The sequence below is a fragment of the Actinosynnema sp. NPDC091369 genome, assembly GCF_044757065.1.
Classification (GTDB): Bacteria; Actinomycetota; Actinomycetes; order Mycobacteriales; family Pseudonocardiaceae; genus Actinosynnema.
Map to the genome: position 1 here is coordinate 287,091 of NZ_JBIVUG010000004.1, position 20,202 is coordinate 307,292.

Here is a 20,202-nt window from a genome sequence, read left to right on the forward strand (position 1 = left end):
GCGCACCGGGCGCGCGTTACACGGACAGTGAACAGCGACCGGATGGACATTCCCCGATACGGCACCCGGCGCACACCGAGCCGGGTCGGCAGGTGACCTCGGGTCACCGGCACCGTTCCCGGAAAAGGCTTGCCGCGACGTCGGACGACTCGGTCCACAGTGTCCGGTGGGTGGTCGCGCAGGCGCGCGGACACGTTCATCGACTCCGGGACGGGTTCCGTTACAGCGAGTTTTCGGCCGGGATCGGAACCGGGCGGAAACAATCCCGAAAAGGACTTCCCACCCGTTGGACGAGACCGCACCGTGGCGGACTGCGCTCACCCATTCACAGCGGGGCAGCAGCTATTCGGCGCAACGGCGCGGACACTTCGGGTGAGGGGAGTTCGGAATTTCACCGGACTCGAACCGGGCCGGAGTGACCGTCGCCACTTCCCGGGTCACAATGGTCCGGTGGTCGTCGGGTGGGTGGTCGCCGGGCTGCTGAGCGCGTTCCACGGGGTGTGGGCGTGGCGGACCCGGCTGTACCCGCGCGGTCGTCGCGGCGTCGGGCTCGCCGTGGTGGACGCCACGTGGAGCCTGCCGAACACGGTGGCCGGCGCCGCGTTCCTGGCCTGGGCGCTGGCCCGCGGCAACCGGGTGGACGCGGCGTTCAGCCGGCACCGGGGCACGCTGGGCCTGCGCGACGGCGTGATCAAGGGCTTCGCCACCACCGTCGGCCCCGTGCAGGCGGGGATCGCGATGGGCGTGGACGACCACGAGGCCGTGCACGTCTTCCAGGCCCGCCTCTTCGGCCCGCTCTACCTGCCGCTGGTGGTGGTCAACTGGGTCGTCGCCACCGTCCTGCCCTACTGGCTGCTCTACCACGACCGGACGGCGGCCCCGATCACCGGCGTGTCCGCCTACTTCCGCCACGGCGTCTACCCCCACTGCTGGCACGAGGAGTGGGCCTACCGCCGCCAGGGCTCCCCACCGCCGTGATCAGCGGCCGAGGTCGTCCTTCGCGGCCTTGAGGTTGGCGAGGATCAACCTGGTGGTGGGGTGCCCCGCCCCCAGCACCCGCTCGGCGTCGATGAGCGCGGCGGCCAACAGCCGAACTGCCCGGTCCACGTCACCCACCGAACTGCGGACCGTCGCGAGGTTGTTCCGCGAGAGCAGCGTGTCCGGATGATCGGAACCCAGAACTCGCTCCCGATCGGCCACCACGAGTTCCAACAGCGGGAGCGCCCGCTCCGGATCGCCCGCCGACCCGTAGGCAGCGGCGAGGTTGTTGCGCGAACTCAACGTGGTGGGGTGGTCCGGGCCCAACACCCGCAGGCAATCGGACAGCATCGCCTTGGACAGCGCCACCGCCCGCTCGAGATCACCTGTCGACTCGTAGGCAGCGGCGAGGTTGTTCCGCGAGAACAACGTATCCGGGTGATCGGGACCCAACACCCGCTCCCGAGAGGCCAGGATCGCCTCGCACAGCTCCACTGCCCGACCGGCGTCACCTGCGGATTCGTAGGCAGTGGCCAGGTTGTTCCGCACGGTCAGGGTGCTCGGGTGTTCGGGACCACGGAGCCGTTCGCCGCAGTCCACGGCGCGGGTGAGCAGCGCGATCGCAGTGGTCGTGTCGCCCTGACCGACCAGGTACAGACCGAGTTCGTTGGCGAGGAAGAAGACGTCGTACCTGTCGCCGCTGGTGTGGTCCAACAGCGACTGCGCGTGGGGCAGCACCCTCCGGTGCGCCGCCCAGTCCGAAGGGAGCTGCGGATCGGTTCCCCGCAACTCCTCCACGAGTGCCAAGGCGGCTGTGTCACGGGAGGTCGTGATGTCGCCGGGTTGGCGGTGGGGATCGTCGGGGTCCGGGGTGCGGGTGACGGCCTGGACCAGCCGGTGGACGCTGATCGTGTCGGCGGTCAGCGTGATCATGCTGTAGGCGGCCAGCCTGCCCAGGGCGTGCACCACGTCGGGGTCGTCCTCGTCGAGCAGGTGGCGTGGGATGTCGTCGGGGGCGAACCACGCCAGGAAGCGCAGCAGGTGACCCGCCAGCGGGGTGTCGGCGAGTCGGTCCAGGGTGACGTGCCAGACGCGGGCGGCGGTGCGTTGGGCGTCGCCGCCCTCGGCCGTCGTGGTGAACATCCGGGCCGGGTAGCGGCGGAGCAGGTCCAGGTAGGCGGTCGGGGTGATGCGCGACTGGGCGAGGTAGGCGGCGGCCTGTTCGACGGCCAGGGGCAGCCAACCCAGTTCGGCGCACAGGCGTTCGGCGTCGGCCAGGTCGGCGTCGGGCCACTGGTCGCGCACGATCCGGGTCAGCAGTTCGACCGCCTCGGCGGGCGGCAGGACGTCCACGGCCACGGTGGTCCCGTGCCAGCCTCCCGCCTGGCGGGACGTGATCAGCACCGTGCCGGTGCGCACGCGCTCCAGGAGCTGCGCCGCGTCGGCCGGGCCGGTCAGGTTGTCCAGGACGAGCAGCCAGCCGTCGTGCGAGGCCAGCCAGCGCACGGCCAGCTCGACCCGGTGCTCCGAGGTCAGCTCGGCGGTCCCGGGCGCGAGGGCGACCGCCAGGTCCGCCAGCCCGGTGTCCAGGGCAGCGGGCGAGTCCGCGGTGATCCACCAGACCGGGGCGAACCGCTCGGTGTCCGCGGCGAACCGGGCCGCCAGGGTGCTCTTGCCGACGCCGCCCAACCCGTGCACCGCCACCACGACCGCACGCCCGCCCGAGGTGGCCGCGGCGTCCAGGCGGGCCAGCTCCGCCGTCCGGCCGACGAACGACCCCGGCACCACGGGCACGCGCCGGACCCACGACCCCGCCGCCAGCGACTCCATCACCGGCACGGCCGGGGCGGCGCGCACGGTGACGTCGCGGCCTGCCTGGTAGAAGGTCGAACCGCCGTGCGCCTCACCAATCTGACTCACCGCGCCCCCGAGCCCGCGACTCCAGCCGGTCCGCGCCCCGTGCACAACGCAGAACCGCGGACAACCGGCGGGACGCTAACGCCCGGTAACAAGGCGGGCCTTCTCGCCGCCCACGGCGACCACGTCGCCGTCGTGCAGCTGCGCCCCGCGGCGGGTCTCCAACCGGCCGTTCACCGTGACCTCCTCCGATTCGACCAGGTCACGGGCGTGCGCGCCGTTGTCGGCCAAGCCCGCCAGCTTGAGGAACTGGCCCAACCTGATCATGTCGTCGGAGATCTCGACCTCGCGGATGCGCATCGTCCCATCATCCTCCAGCCGCCCGCCGACGCCGCACCTGGCGCTGGTTAACGAGGATTGCACGCACTCGAAACACGCTCGACATCCCCCGGACGTGGTTCGGTCTACGGTTCCCGGAATGTGAGCACAGGCAGCTCTGACCCGGAGCCGACCGGCGGCGAGCGCAGACGCCGCCGGTCCCTGCGCGGGGACGTCGGCACGACCGGCGCCCGGTTCGGCTCCCCCGCGTTGCGGCGCAGTCTCGACGAACAGCCCGCAGAGGCGCCGAAACCGCCTCGGCGGCGGAGGTCGTCCCGAGGCGAGGTGGGCGCGACGGGCGCCCGGTTCGGCTCGGCGGCGCTGCGGCGCAGCCTGGAGGACGAGCCGCTGGAGGACACCGCCCCGTTCGACCGCGACCTCCGCTTCGACCCGCCGCCCATGCCGGCCGTGCCGTCCACCCGGGAACCCGAGCCCGACGTGGAGGAGTTCTCCGGCCCGCTGGTCCGCCCCTACGCGTGGACGGGTGGCCGCACGTCCTCCAGCCACGACCTGAGGCTGGAGACGCTGGTCTCGCTGGAGGAGAACGGCATCGCGATCGCCATGCGGGAGAGCACCGCCGAGCAGCGGTCGATCGTGGAGCTGTGCGCCAACTACCCCAGGTCGGTCGCCGAGGTGTCGGCGCTGCTGTCGGTGCCGCTCGGCGTGGCGCGGGTGCTGCTGGGCGACCTGATCTCGATGGGCGTGGTCGCCGTGCACGACAACGCCGCGGCGCCCGGCGGACCGGACCTCACCCTGCTGGAACGGGTGCTAGTCGGCCTGCGCAACCTCTGACCGCAACCGGCCGAAGACCTCGGCCAGGGCGGGCAGCTGGTAGTGCGCGTTGAGCCCGCTGGGGTTCGGCAGCACCCACAGCCGCGACGACGCGATCGTCTCCTCCTGCGGGCCGATCGCCGCCGCCTTGCGCCCGAACGCCGCCCGGTACGCGGTCACGCCGACCACCGCCACCACCTTGGGCCGGTACTCGCGCGCCAACGCGGTCAACCGCTCGCCACCGGCGCGCAGCTCCTCCGGGGTCAGCTCGTCGGCCCGCGCCGTGGGCCGGTCGACCAGGTTCGTGATGCCCAGCCCGTACCGGGGCAGCTCGTCCTGCTCGGCGGGCGTCAGCAGGCGCGGCGTGAAGCCGGACCGGTGCAGCGCGGGCCAGAACCGGTTGCCCGGCCGGGCGAAGTGCTGCCCCTTGGCGGCCGACAGCAGGCCGGGGTTGATGCCGCAGAACAGCACGTCCAACCCCGGCCCGAGGACGTCCGGCAGCGTCACCCGACCACCACCGGCACGCCGCCGACGACCAGCCGCCAGTCGACGCGGTGGAACGCGGCCGGGTCGACCTCGCCGCGCGCCTGGACCCAGTCGATGATCAGCTGCCGGATCTCCAACTGCCGGTTGTGCAGCACGGGCGCGGTCGCGACGTGCGGGAAGTTGCCGCCGCCTGACTGGCGGTAGTTGTTCACCGCCACCGCGAACGCCTGGTCGGCCGCGACCGGCACGCCGTCGTAGGCCAGCCCGGTGATCCGCTGCCCGACCGGCTCGGCCAGGTCGATGTCGTAGGTCAGCGGCGCGTCCAGGCCCGCCGCCACGTCGTACAGGTAGTCCGGCGTGCCGCCCGCGTTGGTCAGCGCGTCCGGCTGGTGCGGTCCCGGTGTCGTCACGGCCTTGAAGTACCCTGCGGACCGCTCCAAGTAGTCCTTCAGCTGAGCACCGGTGAGCCGCACGCCCAGCAGCGTGTTGTCGAAGACGTAGAGCCCGGCCACGTCGCGCACCGACACGTCGCCCGCCGGGATCGCCGCCGCCTTGTTGAACGGCGAGGCCAGCGACAGCACCGGCAGCGGCTCGGTCAGCGACGCCTTCAGCGCCTCGCCCTGCACCAGGTTGACGAAGTCGAGCGCGGCGGTGTCCTCGTACCGCGCGGTCGCGGCGGACATGGCCGACTTCGACGTGCCGATCCTGGAGTTGACGTAGGCGACCACCTTCTCGTGGTCGTCGCGCAGACGGCGCACGATGGCCGGGTCCTCCGGCACGGTGTTGGTGTTGAGCACCTGCGCCCGGGACGCCTCGGCGCGCCAGCCCCGGCCCGGCGTCCACGCCAGGTCGAACTCCATCAGGCTCAGCCGCTTGCCCCAGAACAGCGGCTCGGTCAGCAGCACCTGCCTGCCCGTGGCCTTGTTGGTGACGAACCGCTGCGCGATCTCGGTGTGCGCGTGGCCGACGAGGATCGCGTCGATGCCCGGCACCTCCTCGGCGACCAGCGCGGAGCAGTTCTCCGGGAACGGCAGCAGGTCGCCCAGCGACGACGACAGGTCCGCGCCCGAGTGGGCCGCCACCACCACGAGGTCCGCGCCGGCCGCGCGCACCTTCGGCACCCACTCGCGGGCCTGCTCGAGCACGCCGGGGAACGTCATCCTGCCGTCCACGTGCGCCTTGTCCCAGATCGCGATGCCCGGGTTGGTCAGGCCGAGGATGCCGACCCGCAGCGGCGCGGCACCGGTGCGCCACACGGTCTTGATCACGTAGGGGCGGAACGCGGGCTCGCCGGTGGCCGAGTCGATCGCGTTCGCGGCGAGCAGCGGGAAGTCGAGCTGCTTCTCGAACGCCCGCAGCAGGGGGATGCCGTAGTTGAACTCGTGGTTGCCGAGCGCGGCGGCGTCGTAGCCGAGCTCGTTCATCGCGGCGGCCATCGGGTGCACGCGACGGCGCCCGATGGGCTCGACCTTGGCGTAGTAGTAGGCCAGCGGGGTGCCCTGGATGGTGTCGCCCGCGTCGATGAGCAGGGTCCGGTGCGCGCCGCGCTCCTGGCGCACGGCCTTCACCAGCGTGGACAGCTTCGCCAGGCCCACGTCGTTGTGCGCGGTGTCGTCGAACTCGCGGTCGGCGAAGTAGTCCCAGTTGAACACGTTGCCGTGCAGGTCCGTGGTGCCCAGGACGGTGAGGGTGAACCGCCGCCCGCCGGCCCGGTCGTCCGGCGCGGCGTGGGCGGCGGCGCGGAACCCGGCGGTGGCGAGCACGGCCGCGGCGCCGCCGGTGAGCAGGGCACGGCGGTGCAAGGGAGATCCCGTCATGGGGGGACCGTAGCCCTTGACCGTTGACTACTCGGCCGGTTCGCCGCCGCTCTTCGCGCGCCTCTTCAGGCCCACGCCGACCGCGATGCCGATCACCGACAGCACCGCCGCGACCAGGATCCACACCCACAGCGGCACGCCGCCGTCGTCGTCACCGGACGAGGTGGCGGGCGGGGTCGAGGTCCGGGTGGCCGGCGCGTCGAGCGTGGCCACCGAGCCGGTGGTGGCGGACGAGGCGGTGGTGGGCGCGGCGTCCGCCGAGGTCACGGCGGGCGGCGCGGCGGGCGTGGTCGCGGCCGGTGGCTGCGGCGTCACCGGCGGCGCGGTCAGCGTGAACGCGAACGTGCCGTCGACGAAGTCGCCGTCCAGCGACTCGACCGTCCACGACACGGTGTACTGCCCGGCGGGTGACGTGCTCTCCGCCAGCGGCACGGTCAACGTCGCGCCGCTCGCGGTGACCTCGCCGGTGGGCCACGCGGCCCCGTCCGGGCCGGTGACGGTGACCGCGGCGCTCTCGGCGGGCACCGGTTCGGTGAACGTCAGCGTGAGCCGGGTCGGCCGCTGCGGCACCGAGGCGCCACTGGCCGGGTCGCTGGACAGCAGGTCGGTGTGGGCGGACGCCGGGGTCGCCACGCCGATCAGGGCCGCAGCCGCCAGCAGTGCCGAGAGCGCCAGTCGGGTCATACCGGTAGTTCTACCGGGTCGGCGGGGTCCCTTGCTGGTCGGTCGCGCCCGGCTGGGCCGGCGGCCGGCCGCCGTTCTGCCGCTGCTGCGGGCCGCCGCGCTGCACGTCGCCCTTCATGATGCTGTCCGCGGTGGCCTCGCCGTCGGTGTCCTCGGTGGCGATCACGGTCACGACGTCGCCCTGCTCGATGTCGTCGAGGTCGTTCTGACCGCCGTTGACGCGCGTGTCGTCGTCGACCTTGTAGGTCTCGCTGAACCCGTCGGCGCTCTTGACCGTGATGGACGTGTCGCCGACCTCGGTGACCTCGCCGTTCTGGAACTCGCCGTGCTGGGTGTCGCCGAACGGCCCGCCCATGATCATCAGGCCGCCGTTGGGCCTGCCGTACCCGCCGGGCCCGCCCATGCCCTGGGCCGCGTCGGAGTTGGCCGCGGCGTAGATGACACCGCCCCCGACGGCGGCGATGCCCACGGCGATGGCGACCGCGACGAGGCTCTTGCGGGCGTTCCAGCCGGTTCCCGCGGCGGCGGCCTGCGGCGGCGGCTCTTCACCCCACGTCGGGTGCTGCTCGGTTTCGGTAGTCATGGCGACCACGGTCTCGGGCGGGCCTGTGAGCCGGCTGTGCGGCCGTTGGGCGGTGGCTGTGCGTGCGCCGCGGCAGGTCGGGTCGCTTCACAGGTGGTACACAGGATCGGCACAGGTCCGGCTCAAGGGCCGGGTTCAGGATGGGAGCATGCGCCCAGTGTCCACTTCGGGGACCTCCCCCGAACTCCGCCGCCCGGACGGCAGTCCGGTGCGGGTCCTCGTGGTGGACGACGAGTCCACGTTGGCCGAGCTGATGTCCATGGCGTTGCGGATGGAGCGCTGGGAGGTCCGCACCGCGCTGGACGGCACGTCGGCCGTGCGGACCGCGCGCGAGTTCCGGCCCGACGTGGTGGTGCTGGACGTGATGCTGCCCGACTTCGACGGGCTGGAGGTGCTGCGCCGGATGCGCGCGGACGTGCCCGCCCTGCCGGTGCTGTTCCTCACCGCCAAGGACGCGGTGGAGGACCGGATCGCCGGGCTCACCGCGGGTGGCGACGACTACGTGACCAAGCCGTTCAGCCTGGAGGAGGTCGTGCTGCGGTTGCGCGGCCTGCTGCGCCGCACCGGCGTCACCGAGGCGACCGCGGGCACCGAGCTGGTCGTCGGCGACCTGGTGCTGGACGAGGAGACGCGCGAGGTGCGCCGCGGCGGCACGTCGATCGACCTCACCGCGACCGAGTTCGAGCTGCTGCGGTTCCTGATGCGCAACCCGCGGCGGGTGCTGTCGAAGGCGCAGATCCTGGACCGGGTGTGGAGCTACGACTTCGGCGGCCAGGCCAACATCGTCGAGCTCTACATCTCCTACCTGCGCAAGAAGATCGACGCGGGCCGGACCCCCATGATCCACACGATGCGCGGCGCGGGCTATGTCCTCAAGCCCTCGCCCTGAGCGGCCGTCGCGGACGGCGGGCTGGCCGCTGCGGACCAAGCTGGTGGCGGCGCAGGTGGTGCTGCTGGCGGTCGTGTGCGCGATCATCGGCGTGGCGACCGGGTTCGCGCTGCGGGACACCCTGATCGCCCGGTTGGACGACCAGCTGGTCGACACCACCACCAAGGTGCGGCGGGACGTGCCACCGCCGCCGTTCCCGGGCCTGGCCGACCCGCTGGGCCAACCCGGGTTCGGTCCGGGCACGCTGGTGCTGATCAAGCACCCCGACGGCGGCACCAACGCCGAGCGGCTGGACCGGGGCAGCGGCGACCGGACCAGGCTGTCCACCGACGTCACGGCGCTGGCCGAGGCGGTGCCCGCGGACGGCAGGCCGCGCACGGTGTGGCTGGGCGAGGAGCTGGGCGACCACCGGTTGATCGCGACGACCACGCCCACCGGCACGAAGGTGATCACCGGCCTGCCGATGGCCGACGTCGACGCCACGGTGTGGCGGATGGGCTGGATCCTCGGCGGCGTGGCGCTGGCCGGGCTGGTCGCGGTGAGCCTGGCCGGCGCGCTGATCGTGCGCCGCACGCTGCGCCCGCTGGAACGGGTGGCCGCGACCGCGAGCCGGGTCGCCGAGCTGCCGCTGCACGAGGGCGAGGTGGCGCTGGCCGAGCGGGTGCCCGACGAGTACGCCGACCCGGGCACGGAGGTCGGCCAGGTCGGCCTGGCGCTCAACCGGATGCTCGGGCACGTGGGCAGCGCGTTGGAGGCCCGGCACGCCAGCGAGACCAGGGTCCGGCAGTTCGTCGCCGACGCCAGTCACGAGCTGCGCACCCCCCTGGCCGCGATCCGCGGGTACGCCGAGCTGACCCGCCGCACGTCCGACGAGGTGCCGCCGCCGATCGGGCACGCCCTGCGGCGGGTCGAGTCCGAGGCGGTGCGGATGACGTCGCTGGTGGAGGACCTGCTGCTGCTGGCCCGGCTGGACGCGGGACGTCCGCTCGCGCGCGAACCGGTGGACCTCTCCCGGCTGGTGGTCGACACGGTCAGCGACGCCCGCATCGCCGGACCGGACCACGAGTGGCGGATGGAGCTGCCGCCCGACGCCGTCGAGGTGACCGGTGACGCGCACAAGCTGCACCAGGTGCTGGCGAACCTGCTGTCCAACGCCCGCACGCACACGCCGCCGGGCACCACGGTCACCACCACGCTGTCCACTGTGGAGGGCGGGGTGCGGGTGTCGGTGAGCGACGACGGCCCCGGCATCCCGGCCGGGTTGCAGGGCGAGGTGTTCGAGCGGTTCAGCCGGGGCGACACGTCGCGGTCGCGGGCGGCGGGCAGCACCGGGCTCGGCCTGTCGATCGTGGCCGCCGTGGTGGCCTCGCACCACGGGACCGTGCGGCTGGCGAGCACGCCCGGCCGGACCACGTTCACCGTGCACCTGCCGCGCTGACCGCCGTGAGGTGATCGCGGCGGCGGTGATCACAGGTCCGGCGATCACGGGTCCGGCGATCACGGCGGGGTGATCGCGCACAGCCCGCTCACAGCCGGGGCACAAGGACCGCCCAGCCCGCGCCGACAGGCTCGACCCCATGCGAGCGAGACTCCCCCTGTTGCTGCTGCTGGTCGGGACGGCGGCGCTGTACCTGTGGCGGTTGGGCGACTCCGGTTGGGCCAACGCCTACTACTCCGCCGCCGCGCAGGCCGGCGCCGAGAGCTGGCACGCGTGGTTCTTCGGCGCGACCGACGCGGCCGGCTCGATCACCGTCGACAAGACACCCGCGGCGACGTGGGTCATGGGGCTGTCGGCCCGGCTGTTCGGCGTCAACGCCTGGAGCATCCTGGTGCCGCAGGCGTTGATGGGCGTGGCGAGCGTGTGGCTGCTCCACGCCACCGTGCGCCGGACGTCCGGTGAGGCCGCCGGGCTGATCGCGGGCGCGGTGCTGGCGTTGACGCCGGTGGCGGTGCTGATGTTCCGGTTCAACAACCCCGACGCGTTGATGGTGCTGCTGCTGGTCGCGGGCGCCTACTGCACGGTCCGCGCCACCGAGGAGGCTTCGGTGTGGTGGCTGGCGTCGGCCGGGGTGGCGGTGGGTTTCGCGTTCCTGGCCAAGATGCTCCAGGCGTTCCTGGTGCTGCCCGCGTTCGGGGTGGCGTACCTGGCGTTCGCGCCGGCACCGCTGCTGCGCAAGGTGGGGCACCTGGCCGCGGCGCTGGGCGCGGTGGTCGTCGCCGGCGGCTGGTGGGTGCTGGCGGTGGAGCTGACGCCCGCGGGCTCCCGGCCGCACATCGGCGGCTCGCAGGCCGACAGCGTGCTGGAGCTGGCGTTGGGCTACAACGGGTTGGGCCGGTTGACCGGTGAGGAGGTCGGCAGCGTCGGCGGCGGGCGCGGCTGGGGTTCGGCCGGGTGGAGCAGGCTGCTCGGCGACGAGATGGGCGGTCAGATCGCCTGGCTGCTGCCGACCGCGCTGGTGCTGCTGATCGCCGGGTGGTGGGCCGGGCGCGCCGGCGACCGGGTCGGGCTCGCGCTGTGGGGCGGTTGGTTGCTGGTCACCGCCGCGGTGTTCAGCTTCATGAACGGCATCATCCACTCCTACTACACGGTGGCGCTGGCGCCGGCGATCGGCGCGCTGATCGGGATCGGCGCGGTCGCGTTGTGGCGCAGGCGGCACGAGCCGGTCGCGGCGGCAGTGCTGTCGGGCGCGATGGCCGTGACGGCGTTGCAGTGCTACCTGCTGCTGCTGGACTGGTCCACCGCGTTGGCCGCGGTCGTGCTGGTGCTGGGTCTGGTCGGCGCGGTGGGGCTGTTCCTCGCCGCGACCGCGCCCGCCGCCGCGGTGGTGCCGGTGGCCGTGGTCGCCGCGCTGCTCGGGCCCGGCGCGTACTCCGCGGCCACGGCGGCGACACCGCACTCGGGCGCGATCCCCAGCGCGGGTCCCGTGATGGCGAACCGGCCCGGCGGGCTGGTCCTCGTGGGTCCCGGCGGGGCCGCGAACACCGTCAAGGGCGGTGGCGGGATGGGCGGCCTGCTCAGCGCGCCGACACCGGGTGCCGCGCTGGTGGAGCTGTTGCGGGACAACGAGGGCTTCACCTGGGCGGCTGCGGCCGTGGGGTCGAACAACGCGGCCGGGTACCAGCTCGGCAGCGGCGAGCCGGTGATGGCCGTCGGCGGGTTCAACGGCACCGATCCCGCGCCCACGCTGGAAGAGTTCCAGGAACTGGTCCGAAGTGGACGCGTCCACTACTTCCTCGGGGGCGCGCTGATGCCCGCGGAGACCGGCAGTGACGCTTCCCAGCGCATCGCCGACTGGGTCGCGGAGACGTTCACCGCGGCCGAGGTGGACGGCGTGGCCGTCTACGACCTCACAGCGGGCGCACAGCGATGACACACGAACCGCCCAGCCAAGCGCCCGAGGGTGGCCCCATGACCACGCTCACGACGACCACCGTGCTCGACGTGGTGGTGCCCGTGCACAACGAGGAGCGCGACCTCGCGCCCTGCGTGCGCAGGCTGCACGCCGACCTGACGCGGACGTTCCCCTACCCGTTCCGGATCACCATCGCGAACAACGCGAGCACGGACGCGACGCGCGCCGTCGCCGACGAGCTGGCCCGCGAACTGCCCGCCGTGGCCGCGGTGCACCTGGCGGAGAAGGGGCGCGGGCGCGCGTTGAAGGCGGTGTGGACGGCGTCGGACGCCGCCGTGCTGGCGTACATGGACGTCGACCTGTCCACCGACTTGGCCGCCCTCGCTCCGCTGGTGGCGTCGTTGATCTCCGGGCACTCCGACCTGGCGATCGGCAGCCGGCTCGCCCGCGGCGCGCGGGTGGTGCGCGGGCCCAAGCGCGAGTTCATCTCCCGCTGCTACAACCTGATCCTGCGCGGCGCGCTCGCGACCAGGTTCACCGACGCGCAGTGCGGGTTCAAGGCGATCCGGGCCGACGTGGCCCGGCGGCTGCTGCCGCACGTCGAGGACACCGGGTGGTTCTTCGACACCGAGCTGCTGGTGCTCGCCGAACGGGCCGGCGCGCGCATCCACGAGGTGCCGGTGGACTGGGTGGACGACCCGGACAGCCGGGTGGACATCGTCTCGACCGCGGTGGCCGACCTGAAGGGCGTGGCGCGGGTGGCGCGCGGCCTGGTCACCGGGCGCATCCCGGTCGGCGAGCTGCGCGCCCAGCTGGGCAGGCGACCGCTGGAGCCGCAGACGCCGGGCGTGCCCGCCGGGCTGTTCAAGCAGCTGGTCCGGTTCGGCGCGATCGGCGTGATCAGCACGTTGGCCTACCTGCTGCTGTTCGTGTCGCTGCGCGGCGGGCTGGGCGCGCAGGGTGCGAACCTGGTGGCGCTGCTGGTGACCGCCATCGCGAACACCGCGGCCAACCGCCGGTTCACCTTCGGCGTGCGCGGTCGGCGCGGCGCGGGCCGCCACCAGTTCGAGGGCCTGCTCGTCTTCGCCCTCGGCCTCGCGCTGACCAGCGGATCGCTGGCCCTGCTGCACCTGTTCGCCGCGCCCGGCGGCCCGGCCGAGCTGGTCGCGGTCGTCGGGGCGAACCTCCTGGCCACCGTGCTGCGCTTCCTGCTGCTGCGCAACTGGGTCTTCCGGCCACGCCGCGCCGCGAAGGCCACCTCATGACCACACCGTCGACCTCGGGGACCCCTTCCATGACCACCGCAACCCTGACCGCACCCGCACCGACCTCGGACGCGCCGCCGTCGGGGCGCAACCGGACCGCACCCGCGCTGGTCGTGCTGCTGGTCGGCACGGCGGTGCTGTACCTGTGGGACATCACCGCCTCCGGCTGGGGCAACGGCTACTACGCCGCCGCCACCCAGGCGGGCGCGCAGAGCTGGACCGCGTGGCTGTTCGGCGGGCTGGACGCCGGTGGCGTGATCACGGTCGACAAGCCGCCCGCCGCGCTGTGGGTGAGCGGGTTGTTCGCCCGGCTGTTCGGGTTCTCCAGCTGGACCGTGCTCGCGCCGCAGGCGATCGAGGGCGTGCTGGCCGTGTGGTTGCTGTACGCCGCGGTGAAGCGCACGTCCGGGGCGGTGGCCGGGCTGATGGCGGGCGCGGCGCTCGCCGTGACACCGGTCGCGGTGCTGGTGTTCCGGTTCAACCTGCCGGACGCGCTGCTGGTGCTGCTGATGGTGGCCGGGGCTTACTGCACCGTGCGGGCGCTGGAGAAGGGCTCCGGGTGGTGGCTCGCGCTGGCGGGCGTGGCGATCGGGTTCGCGTTCCTGGCCAAGATGGGGCAGGCGTTCCTGGTGCTGCCCGGGTTCGCCGCCGCCTACCTGCTGGCCGCGCCGACGACGCTGCTCAAGCGGGTGCTGCACCTGCTCGGCGCGGGTGCCGCGGTGGTCGTGTCCGCCGGGTGGTTCATCGCGCTGGTCGAGCTGTGGCCCGAGGGGTCGCGCCCGTACATCGGCGGGTCGTCGAACGACTCGCTGTGGGAGCTGGCCATGGGCTACAACGGCCTCGGCCGGATCTTCGGCGGCGGTCGCGGCGTCGTCGCGGGCGGCGGTAACGCCACCATCGGTTTCGGCGGCGAGACCGGCATCGGCCGGCTGTTCGGCGCGAGCATGGGCGGCGAGATCTCCTGGCTGCTGCCCGCCGCGCTCATCGGGGTGGTGGCGGGGCTGTGGTTCACCCGCCGGCTGCCGCGCACCGACCGGACCCGCGCGGCGCTGGTGATGTGGGGGCTGTGGGTGCTCGGCAACGGGGTGGTCTTCAGCTTCATGAGCGGCATCACCCACCCCTACTACACGGTCGCCGTCGCGCCCGGCGTCGCCGCGCTCGTCGCCATCGCCGGGCGGGAGATGTGGCGCGGACGCAGGCACCTGCCGGTGCGCGTCGCGCTGGCGGCGATGGTCGCCGCCGCCGGGTTCTGGGGCTTCGCGCTGCTCCAGCGGTTCGGTGAGTGGCTGCCCGCGCTGCGCTGGGTCGTGGCGGTGCTGACCGTGCTGGTGGCGACGGCGGTCGTGATGGGCGTGCGCCGGGTCGCGGCGCTGGCGGTGGTCACCTCGGTCGTCTCCACCGCGGCGTTCGGCGTGGCCACCGCCGCCACCCCGCACGCCGGTTCCATCCCGATGTCCGGTCCGGCGTCCTACGCGGGTGACGGCGGGGGCATGGGCGGGCCGATGGGCGCGACGTCCGACGAGCTGGTCGAGCTGCTCAAGGCCACCACCGGCACGTGGGCGGCGGCGACGGTGAGCGCGCAGAGCGCGGCGACCCTGTCGCTGGACTCGGGCAAGGCGGTGATCGGCATCGGCGGCTGGAGCGGCGGCGACCCCGCGCCGACGCTGGAGGAGTTCCAGCGTTACGTCGCGGACGGCCGGATCGGCTACTTCGTCACCGGCGGCATGGGCGGCGGCATGCGGGGGCAGGACGCGATCGGCGAGTGGGTCGCGGCGAACTACGAGGCCGTGGACGTCGGCGGGTCGACCGTCTACGACCTCGGCTGACGCAGGGCCGGCGCGGCGGTGGTCGGCCCGACCACCGCCTCCGCCGCGACGTACCGGGCGGGTTCGGGGCGACCGGCCCACGAGCGGTACAGGATCGTGGCCGCGTACGGCACCAGGTCGCGGCCACGACGCCACAGCCACGGGACGCCCTTCACCACCAGCCAACCCAGGTGGTGCAACGGCGTCACCTCGATCCCGCCGGTGCAGGTCGGCGACACCCGGCCGGGCACCTCGCAGCCCGCCCGCGCCAACCGCGCCGCGAACGCCGCCGCCAACCGCCGGTGCCCCGCCTCCGACGGGTGCAGCCGGTCCACCGCCCACGTCTCCGGCGAGTACGCGCCGTCCAGCAGGTCCAGGTCGACGCACTCGACGCCGTGCCGCCGCACCACCGCGTCGACGACCCCGTTCAGCTCCCCGATCCGCGCCCGCAACGCCCGCCGCAACGCGCCCGGCAGCCGGAACACCCGGCTGTGGTCGTGGAACCGCACCGTGACGACCGCGGCCCCCGCCGCCACCAACGCCCCGACGACCGCGTCCAGGTCGACGTGCACCCGCCGCCCGTCGAAGTCCGAGCGCAGGATGTCGTTCATGCCGACCAGCACCACGGCCGCGTCCGGCTGCGCGGCCAGCGCCGCCGGCAACTGCCGGTAGCGCACCGACGCCACCCGGGCACCCGTGAACGACACGTTCAGGTACCGCGCGTGCGGCATCGCCGCCGCGAGCAGCGGGCCGACGCCACGCCACCCACCGGGCACGGGGTCACCCACGCCCACCGTCGTCGAATCGCCCAGGACCACCAGGCTGCGCACCGTCTTGGCCACGGGGGAACGATCGCGCAGCCACGTGACGCGCCGAGGACGAGCAGCCCAACGCGGGCGGAATGCCGGGCACAGCGGCAGTACCGGAACCGGGGTCGGCCCTACCTGCACCCCGGGTGCGGGCGTGTTCCCCAGCCCACCAGCACCCGCTCCACCAGCGGCCGAGCCATCAGCGGCCGAGCCGCAGCGCCTGCTCCCGAGCACCCACTCCCCAGCGCCGGGAGACCGCTTCTACCGGAATGCCGGGTAGAGCGGCAGGTCAGCGGCCCGGGAGCCGTAGCGTCCCACCAGGGCCGAGATCACGTCGTCGGCGTGCGCGGCGATGTGCTTCGCGCCCGCGGCCAGCGCGTCGGACCGCAGCCGCACCCACCGGGAGGTCAGCACGACCACGCGCGGCGGGGAGTCGAGGGGGCGGTGGCCGGACGGCAGGGCCGAGTCCAGGCCCGGCAGCCCCCGCCACGTGCCCAGCCACACCCACAGCAGCTGCGCCTCCAGCAGCCGGGGCAGGAACACCGCGTCGTCGTCCAGGTCCGGCCACACCGACGACACCTCGGCCCGCCACGCCGCGACCATCGCCTCCGACATCCCCGCCGGCAGCCCGTAGGCGCACCAGCACGACGGGAACGGCACCCGCAGGCACGCCGCGTCGAACACGATGTCGCGCACGCACCCGCCCTCGAAGTCGAGGAACCGGACGCCCTTGCTGGTCACGAGGTGGTTGTCCGGGCACGACGTGGACGGGCTGAACGCCCGACGGCGCGACGTGACGAACCCGCGCACGGCCTGCTCGGCGAAGGTGCGCACGGAGTCGGGCGTGTCGACTTCCAACGATTCAACCAGCAGCTCCGGCAGCCCGGCCAACGCCGTGTGCACGTCCACCACGATCGGGTCGGCGCAGCACTGCGAGCCCTGGCGGCGCATCAGCGCGTCGAAGTCCGCGTCACGCCCGGCGGTCGTCGCGTGCAGCCGCCCCATGGCGTGCGCCCACGACAGCAGCCCCCGCTCGGCGGCCCGCGCGTCCGAGCCGAGCAGCTTCTCCGCCAGCCGCGGCGCCTTGCCCAGGTCTTCGAGCACGACGAGCCGCTTGGCGTTGTCCTGCGCGACCAGCTCGGGCGTCAGGCGCTCCTCGGACGGCAGCGCGGTGAGCAGCTTGTGGCTCACCACCTCGTGCGCGAACGGGTCGCGGTCGGCCACCGGCGACGGGTAGCGCTTGACCACGAGCGTGCGGGGCAGGGAGAACGGGGTGTGGGCCACCCGGACGCGGGCGACGACGGACCGGCCGGCACCCCCGAGGTCCTCGGGGTCGGCCAGCCGAACCGGTGCGCCGAACCTGCCGCTCAACACCGACTCGGCCGCTGCCACCGCGTCGTCCAGTTCGGAGGGGGCAGCGTCGTCGATGTCCTGCGGGCCGGCGGTGATCTCCACGCTCATCCCCTCCGACCCTACTCCCGGTGCCGACCGTCCTGACAGAACCCGTCCGGGCACCGTGACGGTAGTGCTCACGGACCGCCCGGCTCCACCTTTTGTGGAAATCCCGTCGCGGTCAACCGTTGGCGAGCGGTCGTCCCAGGTCACGGACCTGCCCGCGGCGGTTGCGCAACGCCAGGACCAGCGCCGCCGCCGCCACGATGCCCACCAGGTTCACCGCGAGCTGTGCAACCGAACGGAGGCATATGTCCCACTCGGCGAGAACGGCGGCCACCGCGGCGTAGCCCGCGGCGGGCACGGTGGTGACCGAAATGAACACCCCGACGAGCGCCGCCGACTTGGCCGACGTCATCGACAGCATCCCGGCCGCGCCCGCGAGCAGCGCCACGATCAACGAGAACGGCCCGACCTGGAACACGAAGTCGACCTCGTGCGCGGACAGCACCATGTCGCGGTCGAACAGGTCGGTGTAGGACCCGGCGAACGCCGCCACGGCGGTGATGAGCATGGCCACCGGGAACCCGATCGCCATCGCGAGCGCGGCCCGGCGCACCAGGTCCCAGCGCCGCAGCACCAGCCCGACCGCGATCGCGGCCAGCGGGCCGAACTCCGGCCCGACGACCATCGCCCCGACGATGGTGATCGGCGAGTTCGTCACCACGCCGACCGCCGCGAGCAGGCACGCGATGGTCAGGAACGCCAGGAACGTGGCGTTGAGCCGGGACTCCTCGCCGGTGCGGGACAGCAGCTCCTCCCACACCACGGCGTCCGCGCCGTCGCCGGGCGCGGCCTCCTCGGCGCGGTCGGCGGCGTCGGACAGGGCGGTGTCGATCTGCTCCAGCGTGACGCCGCCGTCCCGGTCGACGCCCAGCTCGCACAGGGAGGCCACCACGGGGTCGGTGGCCTCCCGGGCGACGTCGCACTCCACCACGTCACCCACCGGGTCGACGGCCGCGCCGCGCAGCACCACGACGTGCGTGACGCCGGAGTGCTCCCGCAGCGCGGCCAGCACCGCGTCGGTGCGCTCGACCGGGCAGATGGCGCGCAGGTGCAGCACGGTGCTACTGGGCCTGCTTGTCCGCCGGGGCGGGCTTGAAGTCGACGCCGGCCTCCTTGCGCTGCTGCGCGGTGATCGGCGCGGGCGCGGCGGTCAGCGGGTCGTAGCCGCCGCCGCTCTTCGGGAACGCGATGACCTCGCGGATCGAGTCGTACCCGCCGAGCAGCATGGCGATGCGGTCCCAGCCGAACGCGATGCCGCCGTGGGGCGGCGCGCCGTACTTGAACGCGTCGAGCAGGAAGCCGAACTTCTCCTGCGCCTCGTCGGGCGTGATGCCCATGACCTGGAACGCCCGCTGCTGCACGTCGGCGCGGTGGATACGGATCGACCCGCCGCCGATCTCGTTGCCGTTGCAGACGATGTCGTAGGCGTAGGCCAGCGCGTTGCCCGGGTCCTCCTCGAACCGGTCGATCCACTCCGGCGTCGGCGAGGTGAACGCGTGGTGCAGCGCGGTCCACTTGCCGCTGCCGACCGCGACGTCGTCGCCGATCTTGTCGACCGCCTCGAACATCGGGAAGTCCACGACCCACACGAACGACCAGGCGTTGGGGTCGATCAGGCCGACCCGGTGCGCGATCTCCACGCGGGCCGCGCCGAGCAGGGCGCGCGCGCCGTCCGGGTCGCCCGCGCCGAAGAACACGCAGTCGCCGGGGTTCGCGCCCACGGCCTTGGCCAGGCCGTCGCGCTCGGCGTCGGACAGGTTCTTGGCGACCGGGCCGCCGAGCGTGCCGTCCTCCTGGACCAGCACGTACGCCAGGCCCTTGGCCCCGCGCTGCTTGGCCCACTCCTGCCACGCGTCGAGCGTGCGGCGGGGCTGCGACGCGCCGCCGGGCATGACGACCGCGCCCACGTACGCCGCCTGGAACACCCGGAACGGGGTGTCCTTGAAGTACTCGGTCAGCTCGGTCAGCTCGAGGTCGAAGCGCAGGTCCGGCTTGTCCGTGCCGTACTTGGCCATCGCCTCGGCGTAGGAGATGCGGCGGAACGGCCGGGCGATCTCGTGGTCGGCCAGCTCCCGCCACAGCGCCGAGACGATCTTCTCGCCGAGCGCGATCACGTCGTCCTGCTCGACGAAGCTCATCTCGATGTCGAGCTGGGTGAACTCGGGCTGCCGGTCGGCGCGGAAGTCCTCGTCCCGGTAGCAGCGGGCGATCTGGTAGTACCGCTCCAGGCCGCCGACCATCAGCAGCTGCTTGAACAGCTGCGGCGACTGGGGCAGCGCGTACCAGGAGCCGGGCCGCAGCCGCGCGGGCACCAGGAAGTCGCGCGCGCCCTCCGGGGTGGAGCGGGTCAGCGTGGGGGTCTCGACCTCCACGAAGTCCTCCGCGTGCAGCACCTCGCGGGCGATCCGGTTGGTCTCGCTGCGCAGCCGCATGGCCTTCGCCGGGCCGCTGCGGCGCAGGTCGAGGTAGCGGTGCCGCAGGCGCGCCTCCTCGCCGACCTCCAGGTGCTCGTCCAGCTGGAACGGCAGCGGCGCGGACTCGTTCAGGACCTCGAGCTCGCTGGCGTAGACCTCGATCTCACCGGTGGGCAGGTCCGGGTTCTCGCTGCCCTCGGGGCGGCGGGTCACGTCGCCGACGACCTTGACCACGAACTCCGAGCGCAGCTTGTGCGCCCGCTCGGCCATCTCGCCCTCGCGGAAGACGACCTGCGCCACGCCGGAGGCGTCCCGGAAGTCGATGAAGATCACGCCACCGTGATCGCGCCTGCGGGCCACCCACCCGGTCAGGGTGACGGACTGCCCGGCGTGCTCGGCGCGGAGCTTCCCGGCCTCGTGCGTGCGCATCACGGGAACTGCTCTCCTCGGTGTTTGCTTCTCTGGGGGTCGGCTCAACTGACGACTGGTCGTCAAGGCTAGCCAACGACCCGGTGCCCGACGCCACCAGGTTTCCCCACCCGCGTGGGAGCGGTGGCCCTCCCCCTCAGCCCACCTACCGGGATTGCCCCCAGGCTGCCGCGGCACCAGTGTGCGCAGGAGGGCCGAACGGACCCTGAGCAGACCGTTAATGCGC

Annotated in this window: 17 protein-coding genes; 7 read left to right on the forward strand and 10 right to left on the reverse strand. The window is 73.3% G+C overall.

Annotation, left to right across the window (positions count from 1 at the left end):
• The first annotated feature begins 450 nt into the window (after positions 1–450).
• Positions 451–978 (forward strand): hypothetical protein, encoded by a 528-nt coding sequence (locus tag ACIQMJ_RS17840; RefSeq protein ID WP_499762063.1) that lies wholly within the window; start codon positions 451–453, stop codon positions 976–978.
• On the opposite strand, the gene ACIQMJ_RS17845 is transcribed toward ACIQMJ_RS17840, so the two are convergent.
• Together ACIQMJ_RS17845 and ACIQMJ_RS17850 are read right to left on the reverse strand one after the other, a co-directional pair.
• On the reverse strand, positions 979–2,898 hold the full coding sequence (locus ACIQMJ_RS17845; RefSeq protein ID WP_499762064.1) for a tetratricopeptide repeat protein: 1,920 nt from the start codon (positions 2,896–2,898) through the stop codon (positions 979–981).
• A 75-nt stretch (positions 2,899–2,973) separates the two neighbouring features.
• Complete coding sequence (locus ACIQMJ_RS17850; protein WP_499762065.1) at positions 2,974–3,195, reverse strand: RNA-binding S4 domain-containing protein; 222 nt, start codon at positions 3,193–3,195, stop codon at positions 2,974–2,976.
• A 303-nt stretch (positions 3,196–3,498) separates the two neighbouring features.
• On the opposite strand from ACIQMJ_RS17850, the gene ACIQMJ_RS17855 reads away from it, so the two are divergent.
• On the forward strand, positions 3,499–4,005 hold the full coding sequence (locus ACIQMJ_RS17855; RefSeq protein ID WP_499762066.1) for a DUF742 domain-containing protein: 507 nt from the start codon (positions 3,499–3,501) through the stop codon (positions 4,003–4,005).
• On the opposite strand, the gene mug is transcribed toward ACIQMJ_RS17855, so the two are convergent.
• Genes mug through ACIQMJ_RS17875 form a run of 4 tightly spaced genes read right to left on the reverse strand, consistent with a single transcriptional unit; the run spans position 3,982 to position 7,554 of the window.
• On the reverse strand, positions 3,982–4,491 hold the full coding sequence (gene mug, locus ACIQMJ_RS17860; RefSeq protein WP_499762067.1) for a G/U mismatch-specific DNA glycosylase: 510 nt from the start codon (positions 4,489–4,491) through the stop codon (positions 3,982–3,984). The two genes, ACIQMJ_RS17855 and mug, sit on opposite strands and share 24 nt — an antisense overlap.
• Complete coding sequence (locus ACIQMJ_RS17865; RefSeq protein ID WP_499762068.1) at positions 4,488–6,287, reverse strand: bifunctional metallophosphatase/5'-nucleotidase; 1,800 nt, start codon at positions 6,285–6,287, stop codon at positions 4,488–4,490. The genes mug and ACIQMJ_RS17865 overlap by 4 nt, the downstream gene beginning before the upstream one ends.
• 27 nt (positions 6,288–6,314) lie before the next feature.
• Entirely contained in the window at positions 6,315–6,971 is a 657-nt protein-coding gene (locus ACIQMJ_RS17870) for a copper resistance CopC family protein (protein WP_499762069.1), read from the reverse strand.
• A 10-nt stretch (positions 6,972–6,981) separates the two neighbouring features.
• Positions 6,982–7,554 (reverse strand): DUF5666 domain-containing protein, encoded by a 573-nt coding sequence (locus ACIQMJ_RS17875; protein WP_499762070.1) that lies wholly within the window; start codon positions 7,552–7,554, stop codon positions 6,982–6,984.
• 148 nt (positions 7,555–7,702) lie between these two features.
• On the opposite strand from ACIQMJ_RS17875, the gene ACIQMJ_RS17880 reads away from it, so the two are divergent.
• The 5 genes from ACIQMJ_RS17880 to ACIQMJ_RS17900 all read left to right on the forward strand — a co-directional run bounded on the left by ACIQMJ_RS17880 (position 7,703) and on the right by ACIQMJ_RS17900 (position 14,887).
• Positions 7,703–8,443, forward strand: coding sequence for a response regulator transcription factor (locus ACIQMJ_RS17880; RefSeq protein WP_499762071.1), 741 nt, complete (start codon positions 7,703–7,705; stop codon positions 8,441–8,443).
• Entirely contained in the window at positions 8,421–9,881 is a 1,461-nt protein-coding gene (locus tag ACIQMJ_RS17885; RefSeq protein WP_499762072.1) for a sensor histidine kinase, read from the forward strand. Before ACIQMJ_RS17880 ends, ACIQMJ_RS17885 begins: the two co-directional genes overlap by 23 nt.
• Positions 9,882–10,020: 139 nt before the next feature.
• A complete protein-coding gene (locus tag ACIQMJ_RS17890) occupies positions 10,021–11,814 on the forward strand; it encodes an ArnT family glycosyltransferase (protein ID WP_499762073.1) in 1,794 nt (597 codons plus the stop codon).
• Positions 11,815–11,852: 38 nt separating this feature from the next.
• Positions 11,853–13,061 (forward strand): bifunctional glycosyltransferase family 2/GtrA family protein, encoded by a 1,209-nt coding sequence (locus tag ACIQMJ_RS17895; protein ID WP_499762074.1) that lies wholly within the window; start codon positions 11,853–11,855, stop codon positions 13,059–13,061.
• Between the two features lie 29 nt (positions 13,062–13,090).
• A complete protein-coding gene (locus tag ACIQMJ_RS17900; protein ID WP_499762075.1) occupies positions 13,091–14,887 on the forward strand; it encodes an ArnT family glycosyltransferase in 1,797 nt (598 codons plus the stop codon).
• Here the strand turns inward: ACIQMJ_RS17900 and ACIQMJ_RS17905 are convergent.
• From ACIQMJ_RS17905 to aspS, 4 genes are all read right to left on the reverse strand, one after another.
• Positions 14,872–15,708 carry a GDSL-type esterase/lipase family protein gene (locus ACIQMJ_RS17905; protein ID WP_499762076.1) on the reverse strand — a complete coding sequence of 279 codons (837 nt, stop codon included), beginning with the start codon at positions 15,706–15,708 and terminating at the stop codon, positions 14,872–14,874. The genes ACIQMJ_RS17900 and ACIQMJ_RS17905 overlap by 16 nt on opposite strands.
• A 228-nt stretch (positions 15,709–15,936) precedes the next feature.
• Positions 15,937–17,136, reverse strand: a complete 1,200-nt coding sequence (locus ACIQMJ_RS17910) for a hypothetical protein (RefSeq protein ID WP_499762077.1) — start codon at positions 17,134–17,136, stop codon at positions 15,937–15,939.
• A 112-nt stretch (positions 17,137–17,248) separates the two neighbouring features.
• Positions 17,249–18,190: a DUF389 domain-containing protein gene (locus ACIQMJ_RS17915; protein ID WP_499762078.1), complete on the reverse strand. Its 942-nt coding sequence runs from the start codon at positions 18,188–18,190 to the stop codon at positions 17,249–17,251.
• A 4-nt stretch (positions 18,191–18,194) separates the two neighbouring features.
• Positions 18,195–19,979 (reverse strand): aspartate--tRNA ligase, encoded by a 1,785-nt coding sequence (gene aspS / locus ACIQMJ_RS17920; RefSeq protein WP_499762079.1) that lies wholly within the window; start codon positions 19,977–19,979, stop codon positions 18,195–18,197.
• Positions 19,980–20,202 lie beyond the last annotated feature (223 nt).